A 20,694-nucleotide genomic window follows, 5' to 3' on the forward strand; every position below is an offset into this window, starting at 1 on the left:
GCTGTCCAGTCACTGAGACACCCCAACCCTAGTCGGCTGACCCACGTTTTCAACACCCCCACCGCCATCACTCCTGCGAAATCCGCAAGTAACGGTCGTCGAAACAACGAATTTCATCGCTCGGGGGTTGCAAAACTGTCGAGACCTCGTGCACAGTGAGGTCGTGGCCAGTCGAAGCGCAGACCAGAGGGACTCGTCCCGCGAGTCCAGGAACGGCACCCCTACGCTGGATGCCGTCTCCCTCGCCATCATTCAGCAGCTCCAGGAGGACGGCCGGAGGCCGTACGCCGCGATCGGCAAGGCCGTCGGCCTCTCCGAGGCGGCCGTGCGACAGCGCGTCCAGAAGCTGCTGGACCAGGGCGTGATGCAGATCGTCGCCGTCACGGACCCGCTCACCGTGGGCTTCCGTCGGCAGGCGATGGTCGGGATCAACGTCGAGGGCGATGTCGAGTCGATCGCGGACGCGCTGACTGACATGTCGGAAGTCGAGTACGTGGTGATGACCGCGGGCTCGTTCGACATCCTCGCCGAGATCGTCTGCGAGGACGACGACCACCTGCTGGACGTCATCAACAAACGCATCCGGTCCCTGCCCGGAGTGCGCTCCACCGAGAGCTTCGTCTATCTGAAGCTCAAGAAGCAGACCTACATGTGGGGAACCCGATAACCGTGAGGACCCGATAACCGTGAGCAGCAAGGACCTCAGCCGCACCGCGTACGACCACCTGTGGATGCACTTCACCCGCATGTCCTCGTACGAGAACTCCCCCGTCCCGACGATCGTCCGGGGTGAGGGCACCTACATCTACGACGACAAGGGCAGGCGCTACCTCGACGGTCTTGCTGGTCTGTTCGTGGTCCAGGCCGGTCACGGCCGCACGGAACTCGCCGAGACCGCCTTCAAGCAGGCCCAGGAGCTGGCCTTCTTCCCGGTGTGGTCCTACGCCCACCCGAAGGCCGTCGAGCTGGCCGAGCGCCTCGCCGACTACGCCCCGGGCGACCTGAACAAGGTCTTCTTCACCACCGGCGGCGGCGAGGCGGTCGAGACCGCCTGGAAGCTCGCCAAGCAGTACTTCAAGCTCAAGGGCAAGCCGACCAAGTACAAGGTCATCTCCCGTGCGGTCGCCTACCACGGCACCCCGCAGGGCGCCCTGTCCATCACCGGCCTGCCGGGCCTGAAGGCCCCGTTCGAGCCGCTGGTGCCGGGTGCGCACAAGGTGCCGAACACCAACATCTACCGCGCGCCGCTCTTCGGTGACGACCCCGAGGCCTTCGGCCGCTGGGCCGCCGACCAGATCGAGCAGGAGATCCTCTTCGAGGGCCCGGACACCGTCGCCGCGGTCTTCCTGGAGCCGGTGCAGAACGCCGGTGGCTGCTTCCCGCCGCCGCCCGGCTACTTCCAGCGCGTGCGCGAGATCTGCGACAAGTACGACGTGCTCCTCGTGTCGGACGAGGTCATCTGCGCCTTCGGCCGCCTGGGCACGATGTTCGCCTGCGACAAGTTCGGCTACGTCCCGGACATGATCACCTGCGCCAAGGGCATGACCTCGGGCTACTCCCCGATCGGCGCCTGCATCGTCTCCGACCGCATCGCCGAGCCGTTCTACAAGGGCGACAACACCTTCCTGCACGGCTACACCTTCGGTGGTCACCCGGTGTCCGCCGCGGTGGGTCTCGCCAACCTCGACCTGTTCGAGCGCGAGAACATCAACCAGCACGTGCTGGACAACGAGGGCGCGTTCCTCTCGACGCTGCAGAAGCTGCACGACCTGCCGATCGTCGGCGACGTCCGCGGCAACGGCTTCTTCTACGGCATCGAGCTGGTGAAGGACAAGAACACCAAGGAGTCCTTCAACGAGGAGGAGACCGAGCGCGTCCTGTACGGCTTCCTCTCCAAGGCGCTGTTCGAGAACGGCCTGTACTGCCGTGCCGACGACCGCGGCGACCCGGTGATCCAGCTCGCCCCGCCGCTGATCTCCAACCAGGAGACCTTCGACGAGATCGAGCAGATCCTGCGGGCCACCCTCACGGAGGCGTGGACCAAGCTCTGAGCCTCCTCGGGAAGCTCCGATCATCCCGCTGGATGATCAACACCGGCCCCGGTGCCCTCCGTTCGAGTGAGAACGGCGGCCCGGGGCCGTGTGCTGTCCGGGCTCCCGGGGGTGGCTGCCTAGCGTGCCCAGTGACCGATCGGCCCAGCCTTCGTTCCCCCGCACGGGGGACCAGGTCAAGGGAAAACGGATCAGAACCGAGGTGTACGCCATGGAGGCCCCGCCGGACAACGACGTGCTCTGGGCACGCGCCCTGCACTTCAGGCACCCCGACGGCTCGCCCGGGCTCGCCGGCGTCTCGCTGGCTGTGCGGGAGGGAGAGGTCCTCGCCGTGAGCGGCCCGCGCGGCAGCGGCAAGACCACACTGCTGCGCTGCCTGTCCGGTCTGGTGCCGGTGCGCCAGGGCGAGGTCTGGTTCAACAGCTCCCCCGTGCACACCCTGGGGCCGATGGCTCGGGAGCGGCTGCGCCGGGACCGGTTCGGCTGGATCGACCCCGCGCCGGTCCTGGTCCCCGAGCTGAACGCGTGGGAGAACGCCGCCCTCCCGCTGATGCTGCGCGGCACCAGCCGCCGCAGAGCCAAGGTGGCCGCCCTGGAGTGGCTGGAACGCCTGGACGTCGGCACCACCTCCCGCAAACGCCCGCACGAACTCCAGCAGGCCGAGCGCCAGCGCGTCTCCATCGCCCGCGCGCTCGCCCCCGGCCCCACGGTGCTCTTCGCGGACGAGCCGACGGCTCCGCTGTACCGCGCCGACCGCGGCCCTGTCCTGCGCACGCTCACCACGGTCGCCCGCTCGCACGGCATCACGGTGGTCCTCGCCACGCACGACGCCGACACCGCCGCGATCGCCGACCGCACGGTGTCCCTGCTGGACGGGCGGCGCGTGCACACCCTGCACCTTCCGGACGCCCCCGAGACCGAAAGCCGGGCCGCGTGCTCGCTCTCCGTCTGACCCGTGCGGGCCGGCCCGGCCTCCAGCTCCGCCGGATGCTGGTCGCCCTGGCCGCGGCCGGCACCGGCTTCCTGCTGCTCTCCGCCCTCGGCTACGCGCTGCGCCACCCCGGCCCGACGGGCACCGCCCTGCCTCGCCTGGCCTGGTGCGCGATCCCGGTCGCCGCCACCGTGCACTTCGCGCTCGCGGTCGCCCGTACCGACCCCGGCACCCGACCGCGGCCCGGCCTGTCCGCCGTCGGTCTCGGCCCCGGGCGCCTGATGGCGATCTCGGCGCTGACCACGGCCCTGTCCTGCACCCTGGGCTCGCTGCTGGCGCTGCTGGTCTTCCTGCACCTGCGCGGCGACCTGACCGGCATGCCCTTCGACGGCGCGGCGGCTCAGTTCCTGGCCGCGGACCAGCCGCTGCCGCTCCCGGCAGCCCTGACCCTGCTGACCGTCGTCCCGGTGATCGCCTCGACGACGGTGGCCCTGGCACTGCGCCCCCAGGACCCCCGCCCCGCGGCCCGGGGCAGCCACGCCTTCGGCCGCTTCGGGGCGCACGGCCACGCGGCGGCGCGGGAGACGTTCGGGGCGTACGGCAGGTTCGGCGCGCACTGGCGTACAGCTGAGCGGCGGCGCGCGGAGGCCCCGGCGGAGGAAACGGCCCCCGAGCCCGAGGGCCAGAACGCCCCGAACGCCGAGGACGCCCAGCACGCCCAGGACACCGACCGGTCCGGCGCGGTCCCCGGCCCGGCGCCCGGGCGCGACGTCCCCGCCGGGCTCCCCTGGGGCATCACCGCCGTCGCCGCAGGTCTCGCCGTACAGGCCTACACGGGCCGCGCCGGCTCCACCCCCAGCCTCACGGCGCTGCCCGCCGGAGCCGTCACGGTCCTGGTCGGCTGGCTCCTCACCGCCCTCGGTCTGGTCCTCGCCGGGCCCGGCCTCACCCACCTGTGCGGCAGGCTCCTGCAGTCGGTCCGCCCGGGCGCGCTGCGGCTGCTGGCGGGCCGGGTGCTCATGGCCGAGGCCACCCGGATCGGGCGCCCGCTCGGCGTGGTCTGCGCGGTGGCCGCCGCCGGGTACGCGATGACCTCCCTGTACGACGACTCGACGCACCCCTTCGGGCCGCTCAGCACCCTCTTCGGGCTCGTCGTCACCGGCTGCACGGTGGCGACCCTGCTGACGGCGGCCGTCGAGGCCCGCCAGTGCCGCGCCGACACCATCGCCGCGCTGCTGCGCCTCGGCGCCCCGGCCACGATGCTGCGCAGTGCCGCCGCCCTGCGCGCGGGCGCCCTGCTCGCCCTGTTCGTCCCGCTGACCTTGGTGATCGCGAATCTGGCGGCTCTTCCGCTGGCCCGCAGATAATTTTTCCGATCCGCCGATGAGTTTTTCCGCGGCCGGTCGTCTACCCCAGCGAACCGCAGCAAGCGCACGGATCCGAGGGAGACAGACCCCCATGTACCAGCAGATGATCTTCGTGAACCTGCCCGTGAACGACCTCGACGCCTCGAAGAAGTTCTTCACGGACCTCGGCTACACGATCAACCCGCAGTTCAGCGACGAGAACGCCGCCTCCGTGGTGATCAGCGAGACGATCGTCGCGATGCTCCTCACCAAGCCGTTCTACGCGACCTTCACCGACAAGGAGATCGCCGACGCCACGAAGACCAGCGAGGTCCTGGTGGCGCTGAGCGCCGAGAGCCGCGCGAAGGTGGACGAGCTGGTCGACAAGGCGCTCGCGGCGGGCGGCACGGCCGGCGGCAAGACTCAGGACCTCGGCTTCATGTACGGCCGGTCCTTCGACGACCTCGACGGCCACACCTGGGAGGTCATCTGGATGGACCCGGCGGCCATCCAGGGCTGAACCCAACCCGTCAAACATCACGGCGGTTAATGAGGGGGTAAAGTCAACGTCTGTTGACGGCGCGGGCGTTGACAGTTCTTACGGAGCGCTTATAGACCTGTGAGCCTCCTGGGGGCGCTGGGGCGCCGTTCTCTCATTTGGCCCCAACTCCCCCCAAACCCCCCTCACTTGCACTCTGTAAAGGACAAACGTTGTCCATAACTCGCCGTAACGCACGTCGTTCCGTGCGCATCCTGGGTGTCGCCTCCGCCACCACCGCGCTGGCCCTCGGTGTCGCGGGCCACGCGCTCGCCTGCGACATCAGTGAGTTCTCCGCCGTAGCCACGTGCGACGGCGGCAAGGGTTCCATCGTCGTCACCGACAAGGACCGCTCGGGCACCCCTGCCACCATCACCGTGTTCCTGAAGAGCCCCGCCGGCGTCGAGACGCCGGTCGGCCGGCCGCAGGTCGTCAAGGGCACCGCCGAGGGCACCACGGTCACCTTCGCTGAGGCCTGGAAGCCGAAGACGACGTACCGCGTCCACGTCCAGGCCGGCGACCAGGTCGACCAGAACGTCAAGCCCGACGTGAAGACCCCTCACACGGCTTGCAAGACCGAGACGAAGACCCCGAAGCCGCCGGTCACCCCGGCGCCGTCCGCGTCCACGTCCGCCCCGGCCGAGTCCGCGACCCCGACTCCGTCGGCCTCCGCGTCCAGCTCCGCCCCGGCGGACACGTCGAACAACGCGCCGTCCCCCGCGGCCGGTGACTCGAACCTCGCCGAGACCGGTGCCAGCTCCAACACCGGCCTGATCGCCGGGATCGCCGGGGCGCTGGTCGTCGTCGGCGGTGGCGCGGTGTTCTTCGGCATGCGCCGCCGTGGGGCGAAGAACGGCGACTGACGCCTCGGCCCCCTTGCGCCGCTGAGCCCGTCCTCCTATCCCCAGGGGACGGGCTCAGTCATGTTCAGTCATGTTCAGAAGCTCGCCCGGGACAGCCAGAGGTCCAGCACCTCACGCTCGCCGAGCACTTCGAGGCCGGGCGTGTCCAGCGGGAGCCGCCGGTAGAAGGCGAGCAGGACCGAGGTGAGCGGGCCGCGCAGGGCGACCGTCGCCTTCTCGTGGCCGCGCCGCCACTGGACGCCGTCCGCACCGAACTCCAGGAGCCATTCGGCGTTCAGGGCGGGGTCGGCGTCGGTGGCGTGCAGGTGGATCGAGCGCGCTGGGCCGTCCAGCCGGTGGGCCTGCTCGTCGCCCCGGTGCTGCTGGAACCACGCGGCGAGGTCCAGCCACTCGTCCAGCGCGTCGACGGCCACCTCGGGCGCCACCTCGTAGGACTGGCCGACGGCGAGGACGGCGTCGGCACGGTGCACGGTGATCTCGTGGGTCATACGGCGGGCCCAGAAGCCGGACGTCGCGTTCCCCTGCCAGCTCCACACCTTGGTGTCGGGCCCGGCCTCCCGCAGCGCCCCGACGACGAGTTCGCCGGTCTCCGCCAGCCATGCGTCCAGGGCCGCCGCGTCGCCTCGCTCCTCCGGCCCGCGGCGCAGCGGGATCCGGTCGGACGGGATGTTCTCCTGCGCCCGGCTGCGCACCAGGGCGTTCACCCAGCGCAGGGCGGCGCCCATGTGCCGTACGAGGTCTTCCAGCGACCACTCCGGGCAGGTCGGGACGGGGGTGGCCAGATCGGCACCGGAGGTCGCGACGGCCCTCAACTGGTCGACCTGATAGGCGATTTCGTCGCAGTAACGGTCATGTGCGAGCAGAGTCATGACCCTCACCCTAGAGCTCCGACGATCAGCCGAGCACGGCTGTTTCGGCCGCGTCGAACGTCACGCCGACCGCAGTCCCGGCCTCCGGCGCGTCCCTGAGGGTGCAGGCCGCCTCCAGGCGCGGCGCGCCGTCGTGGGGCTGGAGGCCTACGGCCACGTGGGTGCCCTTGAAGGTGCGGGCGGTGACCGTGCAGGGCAGGCCCTCGTCGGCCGGCACGAGCCGGACCCCGGCGGGGCGGACGAGGACCGTGCGGTTGCCCTGCGGGGAGCCGTCGGGCACCGGCAGTTTGCCCCACGGGCTGTCCGCCGCCGCTCCGGCAACGGTCGCCGGGACCACGTTGTCGAAGCCGAGGAACCGGGCCACGAACTCGTCCGCGGGCCGCTGCCAGACCTCAAGGGGCGTGCCGGACTGGGCGATCCGCCCGTCCCGCATCACCACCACCCGGTCGGCCAGCGCGAACGCCTCGCCCTGGTCGTGGGTCACCGCGAGCACGGTGGTGCCCAACCGGCCGAAAAGCTCGCGGAGTTCGACCACGAGGCGCTCCCGCAGCGAGCGGTCGAGCTGGCCGAGCGGCTCGTCCAGCATCAGCAGCCGGGGCCGTGGGGCCAGCGCGCGGGCGAGCGCCACCCGCTGCTGCTCGCCGCCGGACAGCCCGGCGACGGCCCGCCCGGCAGCCCCCGGCAGCCCGACCAGCTCCAGCAACTTCCCCACCTCGGCGCCCCGTTGCCCCTTGGCAACGCCGTGCATCCGCAGCCCGAAGGCCACGTTGCCACCGACGTCCCGCTGCGGGAAGAGCTGGTGGTCCTGGAACATCAGGCCGACGCCCCGCCGGTGCGCGGGCACCCCCGCCTGGTCGCGGCCGTCGAGCGACACCCGCCCGGAGTCGAGCGGCTGCAGGCCCGCCACCGCCCGGAGCAGCGTGGACTTACCGCTGCCACTGGGCCCGAGCACGCACACCACCTCGCGCTCGGCGACGTCGAGGTCGACGGCGTCGAGCACGGCCCGCCCGCCGAAGCGCACGGTCGCGGCCTGGAGGCTCAGCAGCATCAGAACTCCCCCGTCCGGTCGGTGCGCAGCCGCTCCAGCAGGAGCAGGGCGGCGGCGCACACCACCATCAGAATGGTCGAAAGGGCCATCGCCTGGCCGTAGTTGAGGTCTCCGGGGCGGCTGAGCAGCCGGGCCACGGCGACCGGGAGCGTCGGGTTGTCGGGCCGGGCGATGAACACGGTCGCCCCGAACTCGCCGAGCGAGACGGCGAACGCGAACCCGGCCGCGATCAGCAACGCCCGCCGCACCAGCGGCAGATCGACCTCCCGCCACACCCGCCAGGGCGAGGCCCCGAGCACGGCCGCCGCCTCCCTCAGTCGTAGGTCCACCGCGCGCAGCACGGGCAGCATGGTCCGTACAACGAAAGGGGCGCCGACCAGTGCCTGCGCGAGCGGGACGAGGATCCAGGACTGCCTGAGGTCCAGCGGGGGCTTGTCCAGCGCGATCAGGAAGCCGAAGCCGACGGTCACTGCGGAGACGCCGAGCGGCAGCATGAGCAGCGCGTCGAAGCCGCGCACCAGGCGTCCCGCGTCCCGCCGGGCCAGCGCGGCGGCGGCGAGACCTCCGATCAGTACAGCGACGGCCGTGGCGGCGAACGCGTACTGCAGCGAGGTCCACACGGCGTGCACGGGCGGCACGAGGAAGGTGCCGCCGTCGGTGTGCGTCAGCGCCCGGTAGTACCCGAGGCCGGGCGCGTCCAGGGAGCGCCGTACGAGGACGGCGAGCGGCAGCACCAGGAGCAGGGCGACGGTGACCAGCACCCCGGCGAGCAGCGCCCACTGCCGGGCCCCGCGCGGCCGGCGCGCGGTCACCTTCGGATCGACGAGGCGCAGCGCGGTCTCCCGGCGCCGTACGGTCCAGGCGTGCACGGCGAGGATCGCGCCGACCGCGACGAACTGGACGAGGGTGAGGACGGCGGCCGTCGGCAGGTCGAAGACCTCGGAGGTCTGCCGGTAGATCTCCACTTCGAGGGTGGAGAAGGTGGGCCCGCCGAGGATCTGGACGACACCGAAGGAGGTGAAGGTGAACAGGAACACCATCAGCGCGGCGGCGGCCACGGCCGGCGCGAGCGCGGGCAGGGTGACCTTCCGCCAGGCGGTGAGCGGGGACGCGCCGAGCATCCGCGCGGCCTGCTCCTGCCGGGGGTCGAGCTGTGCCCACAGCCCGCCGACCGTGCGGACGACGACCGCATAGTTGAAGAAGACGTGCGCGAGCAGGATCGCCCACACCGTGGTGTCGAGCCGTACGCCCCACAGTTGGTCGAGCAGTCCGCGGTGCCCGACGAGCGCCAGGAAGGCGGTGCCGACGACGACGGTCGGCAGCACGAACGGCACCGTGACGACGGCGCGCAGCAGTTGCTTGCCGGGGAAGTCGAGGCGCGCGAAGACGTAGACGGCGGGCAGCGCCAGCAGCAGGGTGAGCGCGGTGGAGGCGAACGCCTGCCAGGTGGTGAACCACAGCACGTGCCGGATGTCCGGCTGCGTGACGACGTCCGCCATCCGCCCGAACTGCCAGGCGCCGTCCACCTTCAGCCCGCGCGCCACGATCGCGGCCACGGGCCAGGCGAAGAACACCGCGAAGAACGCGACGGGCAGGGCCATGAGACCGAGCCGCGCCGCGTTCCCGCGTCGCCTGATTTTGGCCGCTACTTCAGTACGAGCGACGTCCACGCCTTGACCCACTGGTCGCGGTTGGCGGCGATCTTCTCCGGGGCCATGATCTCGGGCTGCTTGGCCTGCGGGCCGTACTTGGTGAAGTCGGCCGGCACAGCGGCGCCCTTCACCACCGGGTAGACGAACATGTTGAGCGGCATGTCGTCCTGGAACTCCTTGGTGAGCAGGAAGTCGAGGAACGCCTTGCCACCCTTGGTGTTCTTCGCGTTGCTCAGCAGCCCCGCGTACTCGGTCTGCCGGAAGCAGGTGCCGTAAGACACCCCGGTCGGGGCGGTGCTGGGCCGCTTCTTGGCGTAGATCACCTCGGCGGGCGGGGAGGAGGCGTACGACACGACGAGCGGCCGGTCGCCGCCGGCCTTCTTGCCCTCGGAGGAGCCGGAGAACTCCTGGCGGTAGGCCTGCTCCCAGCCGTCGACGACCTTGACGCCGTTGGCCTTGAGCTTCTTCCAGTAGCCCTGCCAGCCGTTGTCCCCGAACTGCGCGGCGCTGCCGAGCAGGAAGCCGAGGCCGGGCGAGGAGGTGGACGCGTTCTCGGTGACGAGGAGGTTCTTGTACTCCGGCTTGGCGAGGTCGGCGAAGGACTGCGGCGGGGTCAGCTTGTGCTTGCTGAAATACGCCTTGTCGTAGTTGACGCAGATGTCGCCGGTGTCGATGGGCGTGACGCGGTGCTTGTCCTGGTCGACGCGGTACTGCGGCAGGACCAGGTCGGAGGCCTTGGGCTCGTACGACTGGAACAGGCCGTTGTCGAGGGCGCGGGACAGCAGGGTGTTGTCGACGCCGAAGAAGACGTCGCCCTGAGGGTTGTCCTTGGTCAGGATGGCCTTGTTGACGGCCTGCCCGGCGTCGCCGTCGTTGAGGACCCGCACCTTGTACCCGGACTGCTTCTCGAAGTCCTTGAGCACGTTCTTGGAGACGGCCCACGAGTCGTGGCTGACCAGGGTCACGGTCTTGGAGTCCGCGGAACTCTTGGTGTCGCTCGACCCGCACCCGGTCAGCGCCGCCAGCGAGACGAGGCCGAGCCCGACCGTGGCGGCCACGAGGGTCTTGTTGTGCACTGGATGTCCTCCTGGGGGTTGGCCAGGAAGAGACGCGGCCCTGCCCGGTCTCCACGCGGGAGCCCGGGCAGGGCGCAACAGCTTGAGTGATGACCGAACTTCCTACCCAGAATGACCTGGGCGAGGTTCAGAGGGTCTGCGGCCCGTTTGCCGCACTCTCAGCGCTGTGGCGCTCCCCTGTCGGAATATGAAGATGTGATGTGAAGCGATGGAACTCAGCCAGACTACCGCTCGGTGGCCGCGAGCTGACCACAGGCTCCGTCGATCTCCTGGCCACGGGTGTCCCGGACGGTCACCGGCACCCCATGGGCCGCGATGGCCTCGACGAACGCCTTCTCGTCCTCGGGCCGTGACGCGGTCCACTTCGATCCCGGAGTCGGGTTCAGCGGAATGAGATTGACGTGCACGGGCTTGCCCTTGAGCAGCCGCCCGAGCCGGTCACCGCGCCAGGCCTGGTCGTTGATGTCGCGGATGAGCGCGTACTCGATCGACAGCCGGCGCCCGGACCTCTCGGTGTACTCGAACCCGGCGTCCAGCACCTCGCGCACCTTCCACCGCGTGTTCACGGGGACGAGGGTGTCGCGCAGTTCGTCGTCGGGGGCGTGCAGGGAGATCGCGAGCCGGCACTTGAAGCCCTCGTCGGCGAACCGGTGGATGGCCGGAACGAGACCGACGGTCGAAACGGTGATCCCGCGCTGGGACAGCCCGAGCCCGTCAGGGGCAGGGTCGGTGAGCGCCCGGATGGCCCCCACGACCCGCTTGTAGTTGGCGAGCGGCTCGCCCATACCCATGAAGACGATGTTGGACAGCCGGGCCGGGCCGCCGGGGACGTCCCCGTCCCGCAGCGCCCGCATCCCGTCGACGATCTGGTGGACGATCTCAGCGGTCGACAGGTTCCGGTCGAGCCCCGCCTGCCCGGTCGCGCAGAAGGGGCAGTTCATTCCGCACCCGGCCTGCGAGCTGATACACATGGTGACGCGGTCCGGGTACCGCATGAGCACGGACTCGACGAGAGTCCCGTCGAAGAGCCGCCACAGCGTCTTACGGGTGGTCCCCTGGTCGGTCGACAGATGCCGGACGACCGTCATCAGCTCCGGGAACAGCGCCTCGCGCAGTTTCTCCCGCGAGCCGGCCGGGATGTCGGTCCACTGCTCCGGCTCGTGCGCGTACCGCGCGAAGTAGTGCTGCGAGAGCTGCTTGGCACGAAACGGCTTCTCGCCGGTCTCGGCCACCGCGTCCTTGCGCTCGGCGGGCGTGAGGTCGGCAAGGTGCCGCGGCGGCTTCTTGGCTCCGCGCGGGGCGACGAAAGTGAGTTCTCCGGGCTTAGGCATGGCTGTACCAGTGTCGCAGATCCAATTGGGTGACCTGGGACCGTCGGCACTTGATCGGCTGTGCGGTTGCGTTGAGACGTCTTGTGCGCGTTCCAAGCGGGTCGACAGCTCAGGACGCCGGTGCGCTCGCACGCTTGGCGCGGACATCTTCGGCTGTCAGCGCCTGGCCGCCGATAGCCCACTCGCCACCGGGTGTCTCGGTGATCACGACGTGCGTGGAAGGTCGCAGCGCTTCGCCTTCAATGGCGATCACTGCCTCCGAGACGTTCTCGACCAGCCGTCGCTTCTCTTCGGGGGTGAATACTCCGGCGATCACCTTGATGTCGATGAATGGCATGACTTGCCCTCTCTCCTGTGGGCGGCTAAACGTCTCGCGGGCCGGCCTCTTCGACCAGGCGCCGGTGCAGCTCGGTGGTGAGCACATGGATTGCTCGGGTGAGATCCGTGTTGGTCTTGAGTTCCAACTCCTGCTCGTTGAAGTCATGGTCGGCCTTGGCTCGTTGGAACGCGGCCTGGCGATTCTGTCCAATCATGATGAAGGTGGAGAGGAAGATCGCCTCAAGAGACACGACGAGAGTGAGCTTGGGCCAGGGATCGGACTCGATGAAGAGCATCCACACCGCAAACAGTGCGGCATGGACATACACAAACATCATCGAGCCGGCATACGTGGTGATCATGTCGGCGATGCGCAACTGAAGATGGTTGAACCGCTCGGCTTCGTGCGCGATGGTGACGGGGTGGTGCATCCCACTCTGCTTGGGCTCGGACGGCATCTGATCTCCAGAGTTGGTCGTCGGAGCAGGGAGAGTCGCTCCGGGCTCGGGTGGACGTCACCACATTTCCGGGCACATCCCGGTCATCGCAGTCCGCGGTGTCGTGAGTGTCAGCGGCCGCCCGCCTGCTCCAGGCATTCCTTGAGCCGCCGCTCGTTGCGCGGGAGTTCCCTGCGGACCTGCGGTCGTACGACGAGGGGCAGGAGCACCTTGCCGATGCCGTGGCCCTCGAAGTCGAGGTCCATCGTGATGCGGGTGCGGCCGTCGGGGAGCGGGGTGACCTCGCCGTGGACGCGGCCCCGGACCGGGCCGTCGATGCCGCGCATGCCCCAGGTGCGGGGCGGGTCGAACTCGGTGACCTCCATGGTCATCGGCACCTCACGGCGCCCCACCTGCCGGGTGATGCGGAGCCGGGAACCGAGGCCGTAGGGGCCCTCGTCCAGCTGCTCGCAGGCGACCGCACCCTCCTGCCATTCGGGCAGGTGCGAAGGGTCGGCGACGTAGGCCCAGACGTCACCAGGCGCCCGGTCGACGTCGATCTCCTCGTGGAAGCCTGACATGGCACGCTCCTTCCGGATGCCCTGAACAGTCCAGATGATCCGAACAGTCGGCTACATCCGAATCGTCCCACTCGGCCACTCGCGCGACCATCCCCCGGCCCCGCGTACGGCTACGGGCCCCATCCCCGACCGAAGTCGTCGGGGATGGGGCCCGTAAGCCGTAGGAACCGGGGGGCTCAGCCGCTGCCCACGAAAAGCACCAGCAGCAGCCACGCCACCGGGGCCGTCGGCAGCAGGGAGTCCAGTCGGTCCATGATGCCGCCGTGACCGGGGAGCAGGGTGCCCATGTCCTTGATGCCCAGGTCGCGCTTGATCATGGACTCGCCCAGGTCGCCCAGCGTGGCGCTGGCCGCGACCGCGAGGCCCAGCAGCAGGCCCTGCCACCAGGTGCCGTCGTCGATCAGGAACTGCATGCACAGCGCGCCCGCGACCATGGCGAACAGCACCGCGCCGAGCAGTCCCTCGCGGGTCTTGCCGGGGCTGATGCGCGGGGCCAGCTTGTGCTTGCCGAAGCGCCAGCCGACGGCGTACGCACCCGTGTCGCTGACCACCGTCAGCAGCAGGAAGGTCAGCACCCGCCACGGGCCGTCGGCGGCGGTAAGCATCATCGCCACGAACGTCGCCAGGAAGGGCACATAGAACGCGGCGAAGACACCGGCCGTGACGTCCCTGAGGTAGCCCTCCGGTGGCTCCGTCATGCGCCAGACCAGCGCGGCCAGGGCCGTCAACGCCATGGCGACCCATGCGCCCTCGGCACCCCGCACGTACCCGGCGACCACCATCGCCGCGCCGCCCAGCGCGAGCGGCACGAGCGGCGCCTTGATGCCCTTGCGTTCCTGCAGCCTGCTCGTCAGCTCCCACAGGCCGACGACCACGGCGACCGCGACCACGCCGACGAACACGGCCTTGTAGATGAACAGGGACGCGACGATCACCACGCCGAGCCCGACCCCGACCCCTATGGCCGCGCTCAGGTCACGGCCCGCGCTCTTCTTCTGCGGCGCTGGCGCCGGCTGCGGGGCGTCGGGCATGGGCTCCGGATTCTGAGTGGGACCGTACGCGGGATTGTGCCCGTACTCGGGCGTGTGACCCTGCGGGGGCATGTGCCCGTACTCCGGCGTGTGACCCTGCGGGGGCATGTGGCCGTACTCGGGCGCGTAACCCTGCTCGGGCGTGTGACCGTGCGCGGGCGTGAACGTCTCGTCCCGGAACAAGGGGCCGCTCAGCCGAGCGGCCCCCCGGTCGTCCTGGTCTCCGCCATACGCAGGTACGTCGGGCACGATGGGCATGGGGCGAGTCTGCTGCGCCTCGGGCGCATCGTACGCGGGACCCGCCGGGGCAGCCCCCTGGACAGGCCCACCCGCGGTGGACCCCCAGTAGCCGGTCTGCCCCGCCGGTGGCGGCACTCCCCAGGAAGAGTCGGTCATCAGACTTCGAGCAGCTCTGCTTCCTTGTGCTTCAGGAGCTCGTCCACCTGGGCGACGTATTTCGCGGTGGTGTCGTCCAGCTCCTTCTCCGCACGGCGGCCCTCGTCCTCACCGATCTCGCCGTCCTTGATCAGCTTGTCGATGGCGTCCTTGGCCTTGCGGCGCACGGAGCGGATCGAGACCTTCGAGTCCTCGGCCTTGCCCTTGGCGACCTTGATGTAGTCGCGGCGGCGCTCCTCGGTCAGCTCGGGGAACACCACCCGGATGATGTTGCCGTCGTTGCTGGGGTTGACGCCCAGGTCGGAGTCGCGGATCGCCTGCTCGATGTTGCGCAGCGCGCTCTTGTCGAACGGCGTCACGACCGCCATGCGCGGCTCCGGCACGGAGAACGAGGCCAGCTGGTTGATCGGCGTCAGGGCACCGTAGTAGTCGGCCACGATCTTGTTGAACATCGCCGGGTGCGCACGGCCGGTGCGGATCGCGGCGAAGTCCTCCTTGGCGACCACGACGGCCTTCTCCATCTTCTCCTCGGCTTCGAGGAGGGTCTCTTCGATCACCACTTGCTCCTGCGTGTCTTGAGTAAGGCCCGGCTGCGGTTCCACATCGGGGCGGCGGCCGGCTGCGTCGCGTCTTCTTCCTGCACGGTTCCCGACCGGCAGGACATTGTCCATCCCCCGGCCAGGGTGCGTCCCGTCCGTCCCTCGGACAGGTGTCGTTCCCGGGGCGAAGGAGGTCAGCCGGTCAGTCCCGGCTGCCCTGGTCACCCACCAGCGTGCCGATCTTCTCACCCTTGACGGCCCGCGCGATATTGCCCTCCACCAGGAGTTCGAACACGAGGATCGGGAGCTTGTTGTCGCGGCACAGCGTGATGGCGGTGGCGTCGGCGACCTTGAGGTCGCGCGTGATGACCTCGCCGTAGCTGAGGGCGTCGAACTTGACGGCGTCCGGGTTGGTCTTGGGGTCGGAGTCATAGACCCCGTCCACGCCGTTCTTGCCCATGAGCAGCGCCTCGGCGTCGATCTCCAGGGCGCGCTGGGCGGCAGTGGTGTCGGTGGAGAAGTACGGCATGCCCATACCGGCGCCGAAGATGACCACGCGGCCCTTCTCCAGGTGGCGCACGGCACGCAGCGGGATGTACGGCTCGGCGACCTGGCCCATCGTGATGGCGGTCTGCACCCGGCTGTCGATGCCCTCCTTCTCCAGGAAGTCCTGGAGGGCGAGGCAGTTCATCACGGTGCCGAGCATGCCCATGTAGTCGGAGCGGGCGCGGTCCATGCCGCGCTGCTGGAGCTCGGCGCCGCGGAAGAAGTTGCCGCCGCCGATGACGACGGCGACCTGTGCGCCGTCGCGTACGACGGCCGCGACCTCACGGGCGATCTTGTGCACCACGTCGGGGTCCACGCCCAGGCCGCCGCCACCGGAGAAGGCCTCTCCGGACAGCTTCAGCAGAAACCGGCCGCGTACTTTGCCGTCGTCGCTCTTCTGGGCCTTGGTGGTCATGGAGATCCCGCCTCTTTCACGTGTTGCACATACGAAGAAGGCCATTGCCGGTCGGGTCGCTGTTCGCTCCCATGCGCGGCAATGGCCTCCTCGTCAGATCTGCTGCCGTCCGCCACATGCCCGGGTGCGGCGGTGTGTGCGGACGACTGCTGTCGACCCTATCGAGAATTCCCCGTGGGTCGCGCGTCGATCGCGGTACGGACTCAGATGCCGACCTTGATGCGCGAGAAGCGCTTCAGGGTGACACCGGCCTCGTCCAGGACCTTCTGGACCGACTTCTTGTTGTCCAGCGCGTACGGCTGGCCGAGCAGCGTGGCGTCCTTGAAGAAGCCGTTGACGCGACCCTCGACGATCTTGGCGATCGCGGCCTCGGGCTTGCCCTCGGCGCGGGTGGTCTCCTCGGCGATGCGACGCTCGGACTCGACGACCTCGGCCGGGACGTCCTCCTTGGTGAGGTACTTCGGCGCGAAGGCTGCGATGTGCTGCGCGATGCCCTTGGCGACCTCGGCGTTCGGCTTGTCCAGCTCGACGAGGACACCGATCTGCGGCGGCAGGTCGGGCATCGTGCGGTGCATGTAGGCGAGCACGAAGCCGTCGGCGAACTGCGCGAAGCGGTCCAGGACGATCTTCTCACCGAGGTTGGCGTTGGCCTCGTCCACGAACGCCTGGACGGTCTTGCCGGCCTCGATCTCGGAGGCGAGCAGGGCCTCCAGGTCGGCCGGGGAGGTCTTGGCGACGTGCTCGGCGATGGCCTGGGCCACAGCCTGGAACTTCTCGCCCTTGGCGACGAAGTCCGTCTCGCACTTCAGCTCGACGATAACGCCGGAGGAGTTGTCGTCGGCGATGATGGAGACCACGGCGCCGTTCTCGGCGGAGCGGCCCTCGCGCTTGGCGACGCCCTTCTGGCCCTTGATGCGCAGCGCCTCGACGGCCTTGTCGACGTTGCCGTCGGCCTCGTCCAGCGCCTTCTTGCAGTCCATCATGCCGGCGCCGGTGAGCTCACGGAGCTTCTTGACGTCGGCGGCGGTGTAGTTCGCCATGAGTCTGTGAGTCTTTCTCGAAGTCTGGAAGATCAGAGATCCGCACGGTCTGCGGTCCACGTATCCGGATATCCACGATCCGCCTGTAGATGTAGATCATCTACAGGCGATGTAGATATTTACGATCCACATGTAGACGTGGATCCGGGTGGCGCGCCGACTCAATGCCAACCTACGGGTGAACAGCGGGGGCGGACTTCATGTCGCCGCCCCCGCCGTCAACGCTGACGATCAGGCCTGCTCGCCCTCGGCGGCCGGAGCCTCGGCGGCCGGAGCCTCGGCGGGGGCGGCCTCGGCGGCCTCGGCGACCGGAGCAGCCTCGGCAGCCGGAGCAGCCTCGGCAGCCGGAGCCTCGTCCTTCTTCTCGCCCTCGAGCAGGTCGCGCTCCCACTCGGCGAGCGGCTCGCCCGCGGCCTTCTCGCCCTTGTCACCGGTGGCGACACCGGAGCGGGCGATGAGGCCCTCGGCGACGGCGTCGGCGATCACGCGGGTGAGCAGGGTGACGGAGCGGATCGCGTCGTCGTTGCCCGGGATCTTGTAGTCGACCTCGTCGGGGTCGCAGTTGGTGTCGAGGATCGCGACGACCGGAATGTTCAGCTTCCGGGCCTCACCAACGGCGATGTGCTCCTTCTTGGTGTCCACGATCCAGACGGCGCTGGGCACCTTCTGCATCTCGCGGATACCACCGAGGGTCTTCTCCAGCTTGGCCTTCTCGCGGGAGAGGACCAGCAGCTCCTTCTTGGTCAGACCGGAGGACGCGACGTCCTCGAAGTCGATCTGCTCAAGCTCCTTCAGGCGCTGCAGACGCTTGTAGACGGTCGAGAAGTTGGTGAGCATGCCGCCCAGCCAGCGCTGGTTGACGTAGGGCATGCCGACGCGGGTGGCCTGCTCGGCGATGGCCTCCTGCGCCTGCTTCTTCGTGCCGACGAACATGACCGTGCCGCCATGGGCCACGGTCTCCTTGACGAACTCGTAGGCGCGGTCGATGTACGACAGCGACTGGAGCAGGTCAATGATGTAGATGCCGTTGCGCTCGGTGAAGATGAAGCGCTTCATCTTCGGGTTCCAACGACGGGTCTGGTGACCGAAGTGGACGCCGCTCTCCAGCAGCTCCCGCATCGTGACGACGGCCATGGCCGTATCTCCTTGAATTTCTCGGTTGTGCCGCGTCCGCCGGACGGCGGTCGCGCCTGACGCCCGCGATGCGCCGTGCCACGAAGGACCGAGGGGCGCTGATACGAACCGTTTCCGATCTCGTATCGGGGCGTGCGAAGTCGACCCGGTGACCCGGATCGCCAGAAGAAGTGTACGGGACCGGCGGGGTGCCGGGTGACGCGGCTGTCCACAACCGGGCGGTAATCCACAGGTCCCGGCCATGATCGGCGGGGTTGCGCCACGCTCTGGGCATGCGACGAGTGATGCGATGCGTGACCTTGTGGACGGGCTTCCTGTTGGCCGCGGCGGTGACGCTGCTGTCTCCCCTGGCCTGGGCGGACCCCCCGCCTCCGCAGCCCCCGCCTGCCCGCCAGGCACCAGTTCCGGCCATCGGCCGCACCTGGCCGGTGGGGGTCCGGCCGGTGGTGCTACGGGGCTGGGAGCCACCGGCGACGGCGTACGGCCCCGGTCATCGCGGCGTCGACCTGGCAGCCCCGCCCGGCGCGCCGGTACACGCGGTGGCCCCCGGCCGAGTGACCTTCGCGGGCCGTGTGGCGGGCCGCGGCGTGGTGGCGGTACAGCTGACGGGAACGGACCTGCGGACGACGTACGAACCGGTGACCCCGTCGGTGAAGAAGGGGGACGAGGTGGGAGCGGGCGGGTTGCTGGGCACGGTGGAAACCACGGGTTCGCACTGCGGCACGACTCCCTGCGTGCACTGGGGCCTGCTGAGAGGTGAGACCTACCTGGACCCGCTGTCCTTGCTGCCGCCGTGGTTGCTGCGGAGGGGTCCGTCGAGACTGCTGCCGGTACTGGGAGTACCGCTGCCGGCCTAGGCCCTGCCGTCAAATTCCCGCCTGCCGCGGGGCGCCGCAGCGCTCAGCCCCGCACTCCCCGCAGAGCCATGGCCACCGCCGCGTCCGTGATCACCGCGGGATCCTCCGCCGCCCCGAGCTCGATCCGCCGCACGGCCGCGTCCACAACCCCCTGGAGCAGCATCGCCGCCAGCCGGGGCTGCCCGTGCCCCAACTCCCCGAGCGCCTCGACGATGATCGCGACCAGCGCACCGTGCGCCGCCCGGATCTTCTCCCGCGCCCCGGCGTCCAGCTCGCTCGCCGAGATGGCGACGACGGCCCGGTGCCGCCGGTCCCCGACCAGGGCCAGCTGCCGGCGCACATACGCCTCGACCTTGCCCTCGGCCGACTCCACCCGCTCCATGGCCGCCGCGACCTCGGCCGCCCACACGGGAAAGTCGACCTCGCACAGCTCTTCGACCACGGCAGCCCGGGAGCGGAAGTACTCGTACACGGACGACCGCGCCAGCCCCGTCCGCTCGGCCAGCGCGGGAAACGTCAGGGCTTCCGTCCCGCCCTCGGACAGCAGCGAGCGAGCCGCGTCCAGCAGGGCGGCTCGCTGCATCGACCGGTGCTCGGCCACGGAGGCCGCTCGAATCCTTGGCACGTCAACCACTTTACGGACGCACTCCCACGAACGGGAGACGACTCAGCGCCGAGACTCGCTCAACGGCCGAAGCCGGCCAGCTTCGCCCGCAACTGCAGCACCGACTTGGTGTGGATCTGGCTGACCCGGCTCTCGGTGACCCCGAGCACATTGCCGATCTCGGCGAGGGTGAGCCCCTCGTAGTAGTACAGCGTGACGACGGTCTTCTCCCGCTCGGGCAGCGTGTTGATCGCCCGCGCCAGGAACCGCCGCAGCTCCCGGTCCTCGGCCACCTCCACCGGGTTGTCGGCGGCGGTGTCCTCCAGCGTGTCCATGAGACTGAGCCGGTCTCCGCCCTCGCCGCCGACATGCAGCAGCTCCTCCAGGGCGACGACGTTGGCGAGCGACAACTGGCTGAAAACCGCATGGAGTTCGTCGACCTCCATACCCAGTTCGGCGGCGACCTCGACCTCGCTCGGCGTCCGCCGCAGCCGCGCCTCCAGGGTCGCGTACGCCCGCTCGACGTTGCGGGCCTTCTGCCGCACCGAGCGCGGAATCCAGTCCAGCGCCCGCAGCTCGTCGATCATCGCACCCCGGATCCGGGTGATCGCGTATGTCTCGAACTTGATCTCCCGGTCGATGTCGAACTTCTCGATCGCGTCGATCAGCCCGAACACCCCGGAGGACACGAAGTCCGCCTGCTCCACGTTGGGCGGCAGCCCGACGCTCACCCGGCCCGCCACGTATTTGACGAGCGGCGAGTAGTGCAGGATCAGCTGCTCCCGCAGCCGGTCGTCCCCCGTCGCCTTGTACGACCGCCACAGCTCGTCGAGCGTCGAGGGAGCGGGCGGTCGCACGCTGCCACCGTCGCGGGCGGCTGGGGGGATCGCCGCCCGGTCGGACCCGGAGGTGTGCTGGGGCATTCGTCGCCTTGTGCCGTTCTGCCGTGAAGTGCCATGAAGTGCAGTGAAGTGCTATGGAGTGCAGTAGTGCGCTGAGAGTGGGAGGCCCTGTGGAGTCGTGGGGTGAAGTGGGCCGCCTGGGTGAGCTGTCGGTCTGATGTCGAGTTGACGCGTTCTGCGCCGGGGTCT

General features: G+C 69.6%; 22 protein-coding genes. 7 read left to right on the top strand and 15 right to left on the bottom strand.

The window, feature by feature from the left end; all coding sequences use genetic code 11:
- The first annotated feature begins 148 nt into the window (after positions 1-148).
- From ACWD35_RS32010 to ACWD35_RS32035, 6 genes are all read left to right on the top strand, one after another.
- Complete coding sequence (locus ACWD35_RS32010) at positions 149-667, top strand: Lrp/AsnC family transcriptional regulator (protein ID WP_451354837.1); 519 nt, start codon at positions 149-151, stop codon at positions 665-667.
- 19 nt (positions 668-686) lie between these two features.
- Entirely contained in the window at positions 687-2,051 is a 1,365-nt protein-coding gene (locus ACWD35_RS32015; protein WP_451354838.1) for an aspartate aminotransferase family protein, read from the top strand.
- Between the two features lie 211 nt (positions 2,052-2,262).
- Positions 2,263-3,003, top strand: coding sequence for an ABC transporter ATP-binding protein (locus ACWD35_RS32020; protein ID WP_451354839.1), 741 nt, complete (start codon positions 2,263-2,265; stop codon positions 3,001-3,003).
- Positions 2,985-4,349: a hypothetical protein gene (locus ACWD35_RS32025; protein ID WP_451354840.1), complete on the top strand. Its 1,365-nt coding sequence runs from the start codon at positions 2,985-2,987 to the stop codon at positions 4,347-4,349. The genes ACWD35_RS32020 and ACWD35_RS32025 overlap by 19 nt, the downstream gene beginning before the upstream one ends.
- Positions 4,350-4,440: 91 nt before the next feature.
- Entirely contained in the window at positions 4,441-4,848 is a 408-nt protein-coding gene (locus tag ACWD35_RS32030; RefSeq protein ID WP_451354841.1) for a VOC family protein, read from the top strand.
- Positions 4,849-5,072: 224 nt separating this feature from the next.
- Positions 5,073-5,729 carry an LAETG motif-containing sortase-dependent surface protein gene (locus ACWD35_RS32035; RefSeq protein ID WP_451354842.1) on the top strand — a complete coding sequence of 219 codons (657 nt, stop codon included), beginning with the start codon at positions 5,073-5,075 and terminating at the stop codon, positions 5,727-5,729.
- A 74-nt stretch (positions 5,730-5,803) separates the two neighbouring features.
- Here the strand turns inward: ACWD35_RS32035 and ACWD35_RS32040 are convergent, their stop codons facing one another.
- The 13 genes from ACWD35_RS32040 to rpsB all read right to left on the bottom strand — a co-directional run bounded on the left by ACWD35_RS32040 (position 5,804) and on the right by rpsB (position 18,142).
- Complete coding sequence (locus ACWD35_RS32040) at positions 5,804-6,598, bottom strand: maleylpyruvate isomerase family mycothiol-dependent enzyme (protein WP_451354843.1); 795 nt, start codon at positions 6,596-6,598, stop codon at positions 5,804-5,806.
- 25 nt (positions 6,599-6,623) lie between these two features.
- Positions 6,624-7,646, bottom strand: coding sequence for an ABC transporter ATP-binding protein (locus ACWD35_RS32045; RefSeq protein ID WP_451354844.1), 1,023 nt, complete (start codon positions 7,644-7,646; stop codon positions 6,624-6,626).
- A complete protein-coding gene (locus ACWD35_RS32050; protein ID WP_451354845.1) occupies positions 7,646-9,247 on the bottom strand; it encodes an ABC transporter permease in 1,602 nt (533 codons plus the stop codon). Before ACWD35_RS32050 ends, ACWD35_RS32045 begins: the two co-directional genes overlap by 1 nt.
- A gap of 44 nt (positions 9,248-9,291) precedes the next feature.
- Complete coding sequence (locus ACWD35_RS32055) at positions 9,292-10,374, bottom strand: thiamine ABC transporter substrate-binding protein (RefSeq protein ID WP_451354846.1); 1,083 nt, start codon at positions 10,372-10,374, stop codon at positions 9,292-9,294.
- Between the two features lie 224 nt (positions 10,375-10,598).
- A complete protein-coding gene (gene rlmN / locus ACWD35_RS32060) occupies positions 10,599-11,705 on the bottom strand; it encodes a 23S rRNA (adenine(2503)-C(2))-methyltransferase RlmN (protein ID WP_451354847.1) in 1,107 nt (368 codons plus the stop codon).
- 109 nt (positions 11,706-11,814) lie between these two features.
- Positions 11,815-12,042 carry a tautomerase family protein gene (locus ACWD35_RS32065; protein WP_451354848.1) on the bottom strand — a complete coding sequence of 76 codons (228 nt, stop codon included), beginning with the start codon at positions 12,040-12,042 and terminating at the stop codon, positions 11,815-11,817.
- Positions 12,043-12,067: 25 nt separating this feature from the next.
- Positions 12,068-12,481, bottom strand: a complete 414-nt coding sequence (locus ACWD35_RS32070; RefSeq protein ID WP_451354849.1) for a DUF1003 domain-containing protein — start codon at positions 12,479-12,481, stop codon at positions 12,068-12,070.
- A gap of 110 nt (positions 12,482-12,591) precedes the next feature.
- Positions 12,592-13,041, bottom strand: a complete 450-nt coding sequence (locus ACWD35_RS32075) for an SRPBCC family protein (protein WP_451354850.1) — start codon at positions 13,039-13,041, stop codon at positions 12,592-12,594.
- Between the two features lie 176 nt (positions 13,042-13,217).
- Positions 13,218-14,468 (bottom strand): phosphatidate cytidylyltransferase, encoded by a 1,251-nt coding sequence (locus ACWD35_RS32080; RefSeq protein WP_451354851.1) that lies wholly within the window; start codon positions 14,466-14,468, stop codon positions 13,218-13,220.
- Positions 14,468-15,025 carry a ribosome recycling factor gene (gene frr, locus ACWD35_RS32085; RefSeq protein ID WP_451354852.1) on the bottom strand — a complete coding sequence of 186 codons (558 nt, stop codon included), beginning with the start codon at positions 15,023-15,025 and terminating at the stop codon, positions 14,468-14,470. Before frr ends, ACWD35_RS32080 begins: the two co-directional genes overlap by 1 nt.
- Before the next feature lie 184 nt (positions 15,026-15,209).
- The gene (pyrH, locus tag ACWD35_RS32090) at positions 15,210-15,968 is read right to left on the bottom strand and encodes a UMP kinase (protein ID WP_451354853.1); all 759 of its coding nucleotides are present in this window, start codon (positions 15,966-15,968) and stop codon (positions 15,210-15,212) included.
- Positions 15,969-16,171: 203 nt separating this feature from the next.
- Positions 16,172-17,008 carry a translation elongation factor Ts gene (gene tsf, locus ACWD35_RS32095; protein ID WP_451354854.1) on the bottom strand — a complete coding sequence of 279 codons (837 nt, stop codon included), beginning with the start codon at positions 17,006-17,008 and terminating at the stop codon, positions 16,172-16,174.
- Between the two features lie 231 nt (positions 17,009-17,239).
- Complete coding sequence (gene rpsB / locus ACWD35_RS32100) at positions 17,240-18,142, bottom strand: 30S ribosomal protein S2 (protein WP_451354855.1); 903 nt, start codon at positions 18,140-18,142, stop codon at positions 17,240-17,242.
- 284 nt (positions 18,143-18,426) lie between these two features.
- On the opposite strand from rpsB, the gene ACWD35_RS32105 reads away from it, so the two are divergent.
- Positions 18,427-18,999, top strand: coding sequence for a murein hydrolase activator EnvC family protein (locus tag ACWD35_RS32105; RefSeq protein WP_451354919.1), 573 nt, complete (start codon positions 18,427-18,429; stop codon positions 18,997-18,999).
- A 43-nt stretch (positions 19,000-19,042) separates the two neighbouring features.
- On the opposite strand, the gene ACWD35_RS32110 is transcribed toward ACWD35_RS32105, so the two are convergent.
- Entirely contained in the window at positions 19,043-19,600 is a 558-nt protein-coding gene (locus tag ACWD35_RS32110) for a TetR/AcrR family transcriptional regulator (protein WP_451354920.1), read from the bottom strand.
- 83 nt (positions 19,601-19,683) lie between these two features.
- A complete protein-coding gene (whiG, locus tag ACWD35_RS32115; protein WP_451354856.1) occupies positions 19,684-20,526 on the bottom strand; it encodes an RNA polymerase sigma factor WhiG in 843 nt (280 codons plus the stop codon).
- Between the last annotated feature and the right edge of the window lie 168 nt (positions 20,527-20,694).

The organism is Streptomyces sp. NPDC002671 (assembly GCF_053592475.1).